11 protein-coding genes are annotated in these 12430 nt (G+C 66.8%); 3 read left to right on the top strand and 8 right to left on the bottom strand.

Going from position 1 to position 12430, the window contains the following annotated elements; all coding sequences use genetic code 11:
• The 5 genes from ACM0O9_RS05985 to ACM0O9_RS05965 all read right to left on the bottom strand — a co-directional run bounded on the left by ACM0O9_RS05985 (nucleotide 1) and on the right by ACM0O9_RS05965 (nucleotide 5099).
• Nucleotides 1-1260 (bottom strand): class I SAM-dependent methyltransferase, encoded by a 1260-nt coding sequence (locus ACM0O9_RS05985; RefSeq protein ID WP_414603708.1) that lies wholly within the window; start codon nucleotides 1258-1260, stop codon nucleotides 1-3.
• Nucleotides 1257-2024 carry a DUF1365 domain-containing protein gene (locus ACM0O9_RS05980; protein WP_088497487.1) on the bottom strand — a complete coding sequence of 256 codons (768 nt, stop codon included), beginning with the start codon at nucleotides 2022-2024 and terminating at the stop codon, nucleotides 1257-1259. Before ACM0O9_RS05980 ends, ACM0O9_RS05985 begins: the two co-directional genes overlap by 4 nt.
• Nucleotides 2021-3298 (bottom strand): NAD(P)/FAD-dependent oxidoreductase, encoded by a 1278-nt coding sequence (locus tag ACM0O9_RS05975; protein WP_072167003.1) that lies wholly within the window; start codon nucleotides 3296-3298, stop codon nucleotides 2021-2023. The genes ACM0O9_RS05980 and ACM0O9_RS05975 overlap by 4 nt, the downstream gene beginning before the upstream one ends.
• A 1-nt stretch (nucleotide 3299) precedes the next feature.
• The gene (locus ACM0O9_RS05970; protein ID WP_065178583.1) at nucleotides 3300-4250 is read right to left on the bottom strand and encodes an acyl-CoA desaturase; all 951 of its coding nucleotides are present in this window, start codon (nucleotides 4248-4250) and stop codon (nucleotides 3300-3302) included.
• Nucleotides 4251-4331: 81 nt separating this feature from the next.
• Nucleotides 4332-5099 (bottom strand): hypothetical protein, encoded by a 768-nt coding sequence (locus ACM0O9_RS05965; protein ID WP_235649583.1) that lies wholly within the window; start codon nucleotides 5097-5099, stop codon nucleotides 4332-4334.
• A gap of 131 nt (nucleotides 5100-5230) precedes the next feature.
• On the opposite strand from ACM0O9_RS05965, the gene ACM0O9_RS05960 reads away from it, so the two are divergent.
• From ACM0O9_RS05960 to ACM0O9_RS05950, 3 genes are read left to right on the top strand one after another with little or no spacing between them, the layout of a single operon-like run.
• Nucleotides 5231-5854 (top strand): sigma-70 family RNA polymerase sigma factor, encoded by a 624-nt coding sequence (locus ACM0O9_RS05960; RefSeq protein WP_049414756.1) that lies wholly within the window; start codon nucleotides 5231-5233, stop codon nucleotides 5852-5854.
• Nucleotides 5851-6525 carry a ChrR family anti-sigma-E factor gene (locus tag ACM0O9_RS05955; RefSeq protein ID WP_065178584.1) on the top strand — a complete coding sequence of 225 codons (675 nt, stop codon included), beginning with the start codon at nucleotides 5851-5853 and terminating at the stop codon, nucleotides 6523-6525. Before ACM0O9_RS05960 ends, ACM0O9_RS05955 begins: the two co-directional genes overlap by 4 nt.
• 13 nt (nucleotides 6526-6538) lie before the next feature.
• Entirely contained in the window at nucleotides 6539-7231 is a 693-nt protein-coding gene (locus ACM0O9_RS05950; protein WP_235649649.1) for an NAD-dependent epimerase/dehydratase family protein, read from the top strand.
• 2 nt (nucleotides 7232-7233) lie between these two features.
• Here ACM0O9_RS05950 and ACM0O9_RS05945 read toward each other — a convergent pair whose 3' ends face one another.
• From ACM0O9_RS05945 to ACM0O9_RS05935, 3 genes are read right to left on the bottom strand one after another with little or no spacing between them, the layout of a single operon-like run.
• Nucleotides 7234-9633 (bottom strand): PAS domain-containing protein, encoded by a 2400-nt coding sequence (locus tag ACM0O9_RS05945; RefSeq protein ID WP_414603709.1) that lies wholly within the window; start codon nucleotides 9631-9633, stop codon nucleotides 7234-7236.
• Nucleotides 9626-10093, bottom strand: a complete 468-nt coding sequence (locus ACM0O9_RS05940) for a response regulator (protein WP_005416517.1) — start codon at nucleotides 10091-10093, stop codon at nucleotides 9626-9628. Before ACM0O9_RS05940 ends, ACM0O9_RS05945 begins: the two co-directional genes overlap by 8 nt.
• A complete protein-coding gene (locus ACM0O9_RS05935) occupies nucleotides 10090-12330 on the bottom strand; it encodes an ATP-binding protein (RefSeq protein ID WP_414603710.1) in 2241 nt (746 codons plus the stop codon). The genes ACM0O9_RS05940 and ACM0O9_RS05935 overlap by 4 nt, the downstream gene beginning before the upstream one ends.
• Nucleotides 12331-12430 lie beyond the last annotated feature (100 nt).

Raw genomic sequence — 12430 nt, 5'->3', positions numbered from 1 at the left:
TCAGCTGCCTTGGCCCGATGAGGCACCCGGGCGATGCCCCGGGCGCGCCATCAGCAGATGGGAGACCCCGATCGAGCGCTCCAGGAAGCCGCCCTCGCAGTAGGCCAGGTAGAACTCCCACAGGCGGCAGAAGCGCGTATCGAAGCCCTGCGCCTGCACGTCGGGCAAACGGGCGAGGAAGCGCTGGCGCCAGGCGCGCAGGGTCAGCGCGTAGGAGTGACCGAAGTCCTGCTGGGCGATCAGCTGCAGGTCGCTGGACCGCGTTTTGGCGGCCATGATCGCGTTGATCGACGGAATGAAGCTGCCGGGGAACACATAGCGCTTGATGTAGTCTACGCTGCGCCGGGCCTGCTCGTAGCGATGGTCCTCGATGGTGATGGCCTGCAGCAGGGCAACGCCATCAGGCTTGAGCAGGCGCTGCAGCGTGGCCATGTAGGTGTCCAGGTATTCTGCGCCGATGGCTTCGATCATCTCGATCGACACCAGCTTGTCGAACTGGCCCTGCAGGTCGCGGTAGTCCTGCATCAGCAGCGTGACCTGGTCCTGCAGGCCGGCCGCCTGCACGCGCTGGGCAGCCAGCGCGTGCTGCTCGGCGGAGATGGTGGTGGTGGTGACGTGGCAGCCGTAGTGCTGCGCCGCGTGCAGCGCAAAACCACCCCAGCCGGTGCCGATCTCCACCACGCGATCGCCCGGCTTGAGCTGGAGCTGCTGGCAGATGCGGTCCAGCTTGCGCCGGGAGGCGGATTCCAGCGACTCGTCTTTTGTGTCGAACAGGGCTGAGGAATACATCAGGTCCGGCGACAGGAACAGGGCAAAGAAGTCGTTGCCAAGGTCGTAGTGCGCGGCAATGTTGCGGCGGCTGCCTTCACGGCTGTTGCGGCGCAGGCGGTTCCAGCCGCGCAGCAGCCAGCCACCCACGCGGGCCGGGCCGCGCTCCATGCCGTCGAGCAGGTCGCGATTGCGTACCAGCAGCCGGATCAGCGCCACCAGGTCATCGCAGTGCCATTCCCCCTGTATGTAGCTTTCACCTGCGCCCACGCTGCCTTGCGCTGCAACCTTGCGGTAGAACGCCGGGTCATCGATGGTGACGGTCACCTGCAGCTCGCCATGGGCATCGCCCAGCCAGACGTCGCCGAGTGCATCACGCACGCACAGGCGGCCGTCGCGCATGGGGGCAAGCTGTTGCAGCAGGCGGCGGCGCAGGAAGGCATCCAAGGCGCCGGGACGTGGCAGGGCGACCAGGGGAGTCATCGAGTTCATCGCGGTTTCTCGGCAAGGGCAGGGTGGTCATGCACGGGGTTGCGTTTCAGCCACAGCCGCAGCGCGTGCCAGTGGATGGCGGCCATCACCTGCAGGGTCATCAAGGGATAGCAGGCCAGGACCCGGGCCAGCCCGCGGCCGTCCAGGGCGTGTCGCTGCATGGCCTGGGTGGCATCAAACTGGCGAACGCCTTGGCGCCAGACCTGCATGTGCACGCGCAGATCATCATCTGGGCGGTTGAACCGCCAGTCGTAGTGGCAATCCATCGGCATGAACGGCGAGACATGGAAGCGCTTGTCGAACCGCCAGCGCAGCGAGGCGCCTTCGTGGGTGGCCGTGGCGACTGGCAGGACATAGGCGTGCCGTTCCTTCCAGGGCGTATTGGTGATCTCGGCGACGATGCAGTCCAGGGTGCTGCCATCGGACTGGTAGCAGTAGTAGAAGCTGACCGGGTTGAATACGTGCCCGCCGAAGCGAAGGTGGGTGAGCAGGCGTACCGGGCCGGCAGGCCGATAGCCCAGGGTAGCCGCAGCATGATCGCGCACCGCATCGGCCAGCGGTTGTGCGGGATTGCCGAAGTAGTCGCTGCGGCGGAACTCGGCCAGGTTGCGGCGATTGACCGACCACAGCCAGCGCCCGGCGAACACGGTCTCCAGCTCGTCCAGATCGAGCAGCAGCTGCGCGATCGGATAGCGGAACGCGTGGGGCTGCGGATGATGCCGTCGGTGCATCACCTGCCCGAAGTAGAGTGCGCTGGCACTCACGCTGCCACCTCGCCGGGCGCAACGCTGTCAAGGTGCGCGGTGCACTCGCGCATCGCGTCCACCACGCGGCGGGCGCTGCGAATGCCGTCTTCGTGGAAGCCCCAGCCCCAGTATGCGCCGGCGAACCAGGTGTGGCGGCGGCCCTGCAGCTCTGCCCAGCGCTGCTGGGCGCGGATAGCGGCATGATCGTGCACCGGGTGGGCATAGTGCAGCCTGCGCAGCACCTTGGCCGGATCGATCGCCTCGCTGCGGTTGAGGGTCACGACCAGCGGGGTGTCACCGGGCAGGCCCTGCAGGAGGTTCATGCAATAGCTGACCGTACAGGGCGCGCCTGGATCCCTGGGCACGTGTGCATTCCATGCAGCCCATGCTTTGCGGTTGCGCGGCAGCAACGATGCATCGGTATGCAGTACTGCTTCGTTGGGCTGGTAGCGGATGGCGCCGAGTACTTCGCGCTCGACCTGATCGGCGTCATGCAGCAGGGCAAGCGCCTGGTCGCTGTGGCACGCCAGGATGACCTCGTCGAACCCCTCCACGCCGGCCGCGCTGTGCACGCGCGCGCCCCACGGCATGCGTTCGACCGAGTGAACCGGGCATTCCAGCCGCTCACGCACCCGCCAGCGGGCGCGAAGGGCATCGACATAGCGTGCCGAGCCACCGCTGACCACCCGCCAGGGTGCGCGCCCGGTCATCTGCAGCATCTGGTGGTTGGCCATGAACTGGGCCAGGTAGCGGGCCGGGAACTGCATGACCGTGGCGGTCGGTGACGACCATAGTGCCGAAGCCATCGGCAGCAGGTGCTCGTCGATGAAAGCGGTGCCGTAGCGCTGGCCGCGCAGGTACTGGCCCAGTGTCGGGCCTTCGTCTTCCGCCAGCAGCAGCGGCGCATCCCGGTAGAACCGGCGCAGGTCGGCCAGCATTCCCCAGAAACGTGGCGAAACCAGATTGCGACGTTGGCAGAACAGGCCATCCAGCGAAGTGGCGTTGTACTCGACGCCACTTCGCTCGCTGTGCATGGAGAAGCTCATGGTGGTCGGCTGCGAGGCCACACCCAGTTCTTCGAACAGTGCCGTCAGCAGTGGGTAGTGCAGGGGATTGAAGACGATGAAACCGGTATCCACCGCCATGCGCGTGCCGTCCACCTGCACGTCATGGGTGTGGGTATGCCCGCCCAGGTAATCGTTGGCCTCGAACAGCGTCACTTCGTGTTCGCCGTCCAGCCACCAGGCACTGGCCAGGCCGGCAATGCCGGAGCCGATGATCGCGATGCGCATGTCAGTACCTCGCCTTGGCCAGTACCCACTCGGGGATGGGCTTGAGCCCCCTCACCAGGCCCATGGCCGCCATTGCGCGCAGCCCGTACCAGGTCAGGTCGATCTCCCACCAGCGGAACCCTTGGCGGACGGTCCCAGGGAAGAAATGGTGGTTGTTGTGCCAGCCTTCACCGAAGGTAAGCAGAGCCAGCCAGAGGTTGTTGCGGCTGTCGTCACGGGTCTCGAAGCGCCGCCGGCCAAAACGATGGGCCAGCGAGTTGATGGTAACGGTGGCGTGGAACAACACCACGGTGGAAATGAAGAAGCCCCACACCAGCAACTGCGGGCCAGAGGTGTGCAGTCCGGGCGCCCAGCGCTCCAGGCCGGCGCCGAGTGCGTACAGCGCGGCAGCCAGCAATACCGGCACCGCCGTATCAAAGCGGTCCAGCCAGCGCAGTTCCGGGAAGCGCGCCAGGTCAGGCACGCGCGATAGATCCGTGGCGAATGCCTCGCGGGTGAGGAACCAGCCCATGTGGCTGCGCCAGAAGCCGCCTTCGCGCGGCGAGTGCGGGTCCAGCGGTTGGTCGGCATGCCGATGGTGATGGCGATGGTGGGCCGCCCACCACAGCGGCCCACGTTGCACGCTGGACGCGCCGATCACCGCGAACACGAATTGCACCGTTCGCGATGCCTGGAACGTCCGGTGCGAGAAGTAGCGGTGGTAAAAGGCGGTGATCGCAAACATGCGCACTGCGTAGAGGGCTGCGGCGACGATCACTGCCGTCCACGAGATACCTACCCAGATCACCGCGATGCAGGCCAGGTGCATCAACGCGAACGGTACGGCGCGCAGCCAGTCGATGCGTCCGGGCTCGCCAGCGGCGTGGTCTGCAGCGCTGCCGGTGTCGACCCAGCGCTTCAGGGTGCGCAGCAGGCGCCAGCGTCGGCGGGGGAGGGGCGCTACAGAGGCCATGGCGGATCTCGGCGGGTGTCGTGTCTTCCTCTACGCAGCAGTGCGCGCAATGGATGCGGCCGACTGTGGAAAATTCCGGCTTCACTTGGGCATCACGCTGCAGCGTTCGACCAGCGGTTGCGCCCAGGCCTGTTGCCATTCGCTGGCGGGCCGCTCGGCCACCGGCGAGCTGAAGCGCACCGTGACCTGTGGATAGGTGCCGCGGGTATCGCGCAGGTTGCTGGTTCCGCGGAATTCCAGCAGGCGGCGGTCGGCGCTGGCATAGACCAGCGACAGGCGCGGCGCGATGCCGCCGTACCACGTGTCCAGACTGACCTCGATGGCCTGGGCGTCGATGCCCTGCCAGCGAACAGGGCCGGTACGCCGCACCTGCACCGGGAAGAAGCGCTGCCGCCCCGGCACCAGGAAGGGCAGGCTGATGCGTTCACCTCGCAGCAGCGCTGGCCAATGCTGGCGCACCGCGGCGTCGAAGCCCGTGTCGATCACCGCATCCGGTGCCAGCTCAAGCCGACGCTGACGCAGCTCGCTGGCGGCATCTTCTTTCCAGGCGATCGACACCGACTCGCCACTGGCGTCGACGTCAGCGGTTTGCCCACTACGGCTGTCCTGCAGCGAATAGCCCCGGGCCTGCGGGCGGGCGCTGGCCGGCAGATGCTTGCGGGCGAAGGGGCGGCCATCCGGGCACTGATAGAGCACCCAGCGCTCGGCACCCTCCGATGGGCCGCGCCGCCAGTGCACTTCACGATAGAGCAGATCGCCCTGCGCCGAGGTGGCCACGCCCTCGTTGCGCAGCCAGGGCGCCGCCAGCGCGGCATGGGGCAGGCACAGCAGCAGCCAGGCAGTGCGCATGGTGTTCATCCGGTCGGGAGGCTCAGGTCATACGGCGGGCGCGGCTGCTTGGATGCACAGTGCCTGCTGCATCCAATGGCCGCCCCTGCGCGTAGAGAGGACAGACCTTCACCTGCCCGCCGCTCACGCAGATGTACCCTGACGCTGCCAGCACCCTCCTCAACTTCGATACCGCACGCACCGTGTCCAGTTCCCAGCAGCCCAGCAGCGAGCCGACGAACTGGGCCGATGACATGGACAGTGTGGCGCGGCTGCGCGACCGCGACTGTTTCATGCGGATCTATGACTACTTCATGCCGCGGCTGTGCGTGTATCTGCGTGGCCTGGGGGCACCCGACGCCGTGGCCGAGGAAATGGCGCAGGAGTGCCTGCTGCGCCTGTGGTTGCGGGCGGCCGAGTATGATGCGGCCCAAGGCGCGCTGAGTACCTGGCTGTACCGGATCGCGCGCAACCTGCATATCGACCGCATCCGTCGAGAGCGCAGCTGGATGCAGGTGCAGGCAGCGGTGGAAGACGCCGCGGCCGTGGACATGATCGAGCGCAGCAGCGCCGAGCAGTTCGCCGACCAGGCGCGCCTTCGCCAGCGCATCAACGAGCTGCCCGCCGTGCAGGCGAGGCTGGTGCGGATGTCCTATTTCGAGGCGAAGAGCCACAGCGAGATTGCCCAGGCGCTGGGCATGCCGCTTGGAACGGTAAAGTCACACCTGCGACGTGCGTTCCTGCAACTGCAGGCCAAAGTGGGAGGTGCGCTGTGAATCCGCATCACCACCTGCACGAATCCACGCTGATGAGCTATGCCGCCGGCGCGCTGCCGGCGCCGTTGAGCATCGTGGCCGGTGCCCACCTCGAGCAGTGCCCCCACTGCCGGCAGCGCCTGCGCGATGCCGAGGCGATCGGCTCGGTGCTGCTGGAGCAGACCCAACCGCCCGCGGCCGACGCGCGTCGCGAGCAGTTGCGCGAGGCCATGCTGGTGCAGCTGGCCTCGGACGCGCCGAGCGCCATCGCCGGAGCCAGGCGCCCGGTGCCGAGGGAGCGGCCCGAGGCCGATCCGGACCATCTGCCAGCCTCGTTGCATCCTTACTTCGGCGCTTCGCTCAGTGCCCTGCGCTGGCGCTGGATGGCGCCCGGCGTGCACTGCATCAGGGCTGAGCAGATGCCCTCGCTGATCATGCTGAAGATTGCCCCGGGCAAGTGCCTGCCGATGCACAGCCATGGCCGCAGCGAACTGACCCACATCCTTCGGGGCTCGTACAACGACGCGCTGGGGCTGTTCGCGCCGGGCGACGTGGCGGACCTGGACGAGGAGGTGGAGCATCAACCGGTAACTGCACCCGGTGTTCCCTGCATCTGCGTGTCAGCGCTGGACGCGCCGTTGGTGTTCAGTGGCTGGTTGGCGCGGAAGATCCAGCGTTTCGTGAAACTCTAGCGTGGGTGCGACCATGACCGGGAAAGGTGCGTTGAGGATTCTGTTGACCGGTGCTGCGGGCCTGGTGGGGCAGGGTGTTGCGCTGGCCTGCCAGCGCTCGCCGCAGGTGGCCCACCTGACTGCCCTGGTCCGCAGGCCGGGCAGCCTGAACGGGCCTGGCAGCGAACTGATCGTCCCCGATTTTCTGCATATGCAAGGCCGGCATGAGCAACTGGCCGGCTTCGACGCATGCTTCTACTGTGCCGGTGCGCCACCGGTCGGCACGGCAGAGGCCGAGTATCGACGCGTGACCCTGGACATCACGCTGGCGGTTGCACGCGCCTGGGCGGCGGCGAATCCCGAGGGGCGCTTTCTATATGTATCCGGTGCGGGTGCGGATCCGCAGAGCCGGGTAATGCCGCTGAGAGTCAAGGGCGAGACCGAAGTGGCATTGCAGGCCCTGCCGGTGCGCTCGGTGATGCTGCGCCCAGGAGGCGTTCGTCCGGTACCGGGTACCGGCACCCGTCATGCAGTGCTGAAGCCGCTGTACTTGGGCGGTGCGCCATTGATGAAACTGGTCGGCGCGGTCGCGCCTACGCTGGTGACGAGCAATCTGGCACTGGGCCAGGCGATGATTGCCTTGGCCGCCAGGGAGCATCCGCCGGGCACGGTGGAATGCGCGGACATCAACCGGATCGCGGCCGGCGGGCGCGATCCGGCGTCCTGACCTCAGTGTGGCGCTGCCTCCAGCGCGGTGCGCACGGCCATCGCCAGATCACTTCGGGTGAACGGCTTTGGCAGCAGCGCAACGGCCCGGCCCTGGCTGCCCACCTGGTCGTGGTCGCGGGGATAGCCCGACGTGAACAGCACGGCGACCTCCGGCCAGCGTTCACGGACTTCCCGCACCAGCTCCCAGCCCGACATGCCGGGCATCACCACGTCCGAGAACAGCAGGTCCACCCTGGTATCCGGGCGTTCCAGCAGCCGCAGTGCGGAAGGGCCGTCGTGGGCTTCCAATACCCGGTAGCCCAGCAGCCGCAGTGCATCCACCGTGTGGGCGCGGACATCGTCGTTGTCCTCGGTCACCAGGATGGTTTCCTCGCGCGGCGAATAGCCTGCCAGGCCGGTCTGCGGAGTGCGCGCCTCGCTGGGCAACGGCAGCAGTGAACGCGGGAACATCATGGTGATGCTGGTGCCGCCGCCTTCCACCGAATCGATCAGCACGTGGCCGCCTGACTGCTTGACGAACCCGTGCACCATCGACAGGCCCAGGCCGGTGCCACGGCCAACCTGCTTGGTGGTGAAGAAGGGCTCGAAGACCCGGGCGAGCGTCGCCGCATCCATGCCGTGGCCGTTGTCGCGCACCCGCAGCATCACGTACTCGCCCGGCGTTGCATCCGGGAACAGTGCGGCGTAGTCGTGGTCGAGGTGGCTGTTGTCGACCTCGATCACCAGTCGGCCGCCGTGCGGCATCGCATCGCGGGCATTCACCGCCAGGTTCAGTACAGAGGCCTCCAGCTGGCTGACGTCGATCTCGACACACCAGATGTCCTCGGCGCTGCGGATCTCCAACTGCACCAGCTCACCCAGCGCACGCTGCAGCATGTCGTGCATGTCCAGCAGGCGCTCGTTGAGGTTGGCGGCCTGGCTGCGCAGCGGCTGGCGGCGGGCAAACGCCAGTAGGCGCTGGGTCAGGCTGGCGGCACGGCCCACCCCCTTCAGCGCATTGTCCAGCGCACGGCCCACCAGCGCACCGGCCTCGCCAGCCCTTTCACTGAGCAGCATGGCGTACTCGACATTGCCGGAAATGACGGTCAGGATGTTGTTGAAATCATGTGCGATGCCGCCGGTGAGCTGGCCGACCGCCTCGATTTTCTGTGACTGGCGCAGCGCATGCTCAGCGTGCACGCGCGCGGTGGTTTCCACGGCCTCGGAGACCAGAGCGGTGACCACCCCTTCCGTATCGAGCAGTGGACGGAACGAGAAATCGAAGCTGCGCCGCCCGGTCGGCAGTTCCAGTTCCAGCGCATGCAGTGAACTGCGGCCCTGTACGGCTGCGGCCACGGCCCGATCGATCAGCGCGCTGATGCCCTCGGTGGTGCCGAACCAGACCGATTCGGCGAAGCGTTGGCCAACAACGTCCTTCTTGTCTGCCAGCACCGCGGCCAGTGACGCGTCATTGGCATCGACCACGCGTCCGGACAGATCCAGCAGCACCTGGTGCTGGAAACTGGATTCGAAGATCGCCTGCAGGCGCCGCTTGCTGGCGCGCAACTCGGCCGTGCGTGCCTGCACCTGCTGCTCGAGCAACTGGTTGTCTTCGCGCAGGGCCAGCTCGGCCTGCTTCAGCAGCGAAACGTCGCTGCCCAGGCAGATATACCCGGCCACGCTGCCATCGGCGGCATGCTCAGGCACGCAGTCCATCTGCACGAATCGTGATTCGCCGCTGCGATGGATCAGTTCGACCTGGAAGCGGGTGCGCTCGCCCTGCAGTACCCGTTCCAGGCTGGGCATGGCGTGCTCGAAGGCGGAAATGCCGCTGACATCCCGAGCCGACCGACCCAGCAGTTCTGCAAGGCTGAATCCATGCCAGTCCAGGAACGCCTTGTTGGCAAACCGGTAGCGATGGTCCTTGTCCAACTGGGCGATCAGCGCCGGGACGGCATCGGTCACCATCTGCAGCTGGGCCTGGCTTTCGTTCAGGGCGGCCTGCGCATTGGCCAGCTGGGTGCGCTCGTGCGCCTCCTGGCGGGCGCGTCGGATCGCATCGGGCAAGCGTTGCAGGCGTTGCTTCACCACGTAGTCGCGGGCGCCGCGCGTGAGTGCCTGTACCGCCAGTTCCTCGGTCAGGGTGCCGGAAACAAAGATGAAAGGCGTCTGCGGCACGCACTCGCGCGCCAGGGCAAGTGCTGCGTCACCATCGAAGCCTGGCAGGACATGATCGGCGAGGATCACGTCGAACGGGCGGTTTTCGATGGCCTCGATGAACGCGTTGCGGGTCCACAGGCGCTCGGCCTCGAAATCGAGGCCGGCACGCTGCAGCTGGGCGCTGATCAGCTCCGCATCAAGCGCGCTGTCCTCCAGCATGAGGATGCGTAGGCGCTCGCTGCGGCGCGATCCATCACGCATTGCGCTGCCCCGAACCGTTGGGCCGATGCGGTGGCGGCTGGTTGGTGATGCCCCAGAACATGCCCAGGCCCTGGATGGCGTCGAAGAATTCCTTGAAGTCGACCGGCTTGACCACGAATGCGTTGACGCCCAGTTCGTAACTGCGCACCAGATCCTGCTCCTCGCGCGAAGAGGTCAGCATCACAACCGGGGTGCTGCTCAGGTACGGGTCGCCACGGACCTGCTCCAGTACCTCCAAGCCATTGACTTTGGGCAGCTTCAGGTCCAGCAGCACGACCACCGGGCCGCCGTGCATGGCACCGGCGAACTTGCCTTCGCAGCGCAGGTAATCCAGCGCTTCGGCGCCGTCGCGTACATGGATGACATCGTTCAACAGCTGGCAGCGCTCAAGCGCGGCCATCGTCAGCTCTGCATCCTTGGGGCTGTCCTCTACCAGGAGGATCGGCCGCAGGTCCCTCATGGGTGTTCTCCTGTGGAGCGGGGTAGGGTGAAGTGAATGGTCGCGCCCTTGCCGGGCTCGCCCTCGGCCCAGGTACGGCCGCCATGGCGGCCGATGATGCGGCGCACGTTGGCCAGGCCGATGCCGGTGCCTTCGAACTCTTCGATGTGATGCAGGCGCTGGAACACGCCGAACAGCTTGTCGACGTAACGCATGTCGAAGCCGCAGCCGTTGTCGCGCACGAAGAAGTGATCTTCGTCGTCGCGGCGGCCGTGCCCAATCTCGATCATCGCGTGCTCGCGCTCGCGGGTGAACTTGATCGCGTTGCCCAGCAGGTTCTGCCAGACCAGGCGAAGCATCGTCGGGTCGGCTTCCACCTCCGGCAGCGGCGCGAGCGTCCACTGCACGTCGCGGCCGGCGTAATCCAGCGCCAGGCTCCGGCGCACGTCCTCGGCCAGCGCAGCCATGTCCAGACGCACCCGCCCAAGCGTGGAGCGTCCCATCTGCGAGAAGCTGAGCAGGTCGTCCACCAGTGTGCCGGCGGACTTTGCTGAATCGACGATCGTATCCAGGAAGCGGCGCTCGGTCTCGTTGAGGCGGTCGCCCGCCGAGCTGCCAAGCAGCTCCGAATAGCCCACGATGTGGCGGAAGGGGGCGCGCAGGTCGTGGCTGACCGAATAGGAAAAGGCTTCCAGTTCCTTGTTGCTGCGAAGGAGCTGCTCGTTCAGTTCCGCCATCTCCTCGGCCTTGCGCAGCACGATATCGACGATGGCCGTGCGCATCTCGTGTGCCGCATCGCAGTCGGCGTCGGTCCACGGCAGGCTGCGCTGCCGCACGGTCTCTTTCCAGGCGTCGAAGGAGCTCCGCGGGGAGAGTGCGACGCCGGGCGCTGCGGTCTTGCGGGGGTCTCCCCCCCAGCGCACGGTTCGCACCACCTCCGGCCGGAACCACATCAGGTAGCTGTCATGCAGCTGCGAAATGGACACTGCCAGCAGGCCGCTGGCTACATCGGCCAGGTGCGCGGCAGGCGACCAGTCGGCGGCAAGGTGGTCGGTGCAGTAGGTTTCCTGGCCGGGCTGCCGGGTAGCCAGCCAATCGGCCAGCGCCAGCACGTCGCTGGCGGGCGGGCACTCACCCACGCGCATGCAGTCGCCCTTGTGCACGATGGCAGCCCCGGCCGCGCCGGTCAGCGACAGCAGGCTGCCTTCGTCCTGGCGCAGGGCCGCCATGAATTCTTCGTCGCCGGCCATGCGGCCCAGCAGCTTGACCAGTATCGAGCGACGCGCGACGCGTTCTTCAATCGCGAGCGCGCGCTCCTTCAGTGCAATCTGCAGCGACAGGATCTGGCCCATGAACTCGCAGGCGGTACGCACGTGGTAGGGCAGGCGGCGTGGCTGCACGGTGTGGCAGGACACCAGGCCCCATAACCGCCCCTCATGTACCAGTGACACCGACATCGACGCCCCGGTCCCCATGTTGCGCATGTACTGAAGATGCACGGGGGACACGCTGCGCAGCACGGCCAGGCTCAGGTCGGTCGGTGGCGCCTCGCGGTGGTCTTCGGCCCGCATCAGCGGGGTAGGGGTATAGTTGTTGTCCGCGATCAGGCGCACCCGGTTCCGGCGGTACAGTTCGCGGGCCTGTGCGGGAATGTCCGACTCGGGAAAGCGCAGGTCCAGGTAGGACGGCAACAGGCCATTGCCATCTTCGGCCACCACGATGCCATTCCAGCCAGCATCGAATTGATAGACCAGGGTGCGGTCAAAGCCGGTGAGCCGCCGCATGTGCGCGGCCGCAAGCCTGCACAGGTCTTCCACCGTCGCTGCCGATTCAATGCCGGTCATCAGCTCGCGGATGGCTGGATACAGTTCTTCCAGCGAACCGGGCTGGCCGGGAACCGGCGCCTCCAGCTCGACCAGAAGATCCGTGGCGGAGCGGTGCACGAGCAGCTGATGGCGGCCGTGCCCATCCAGGTGCACGGCACCGACATGCGCGCTGCTGCCCACCGTCGCCTGTTGCAACACGCCCTGGAACGGTGCCAGCACGCCGCCCAGCACTTCACTGACGTGCTGCATCAACGGTTCGCCGAACTGTTTCAGCAGCCCGGGGTGGCTGATGGCGCGCTCGCGTACCTGCAGGGACTGCGGTTCAACGACCAGAAGCACACCGTAGGGCTGGATCGCGCCAGGGGTGTGGATCGGTTCGCGCGCGCAACGGGACAGGGCAGTGTCGTGCGCGGATTCGGTAGGAGGCGTCAAGGGCGGGACTCATGATTCGTGGATGGCTGGAACGGCCCAGCACTGCATCCGGTGTGCATGGATGGTGAAGCAAAAGCGTGCCGCCGCATACCACCACGTG

The sequence above is a fragment of the Stenotrophomonas sp. FR012 genome (assembly GCF_047520565.2).
Lineage (GTDB): Bacteria > Pseudomonadota > Gammaproteobacteria > Xanthomonadales > Xanthomonadaceae > Stenotrophomonas > Stenotrophomonas sepilia.
Note: the sequence above shows the minus strand (reverse complement) of the source record. Positions and strands in the feature narration are given on the sequence as shown.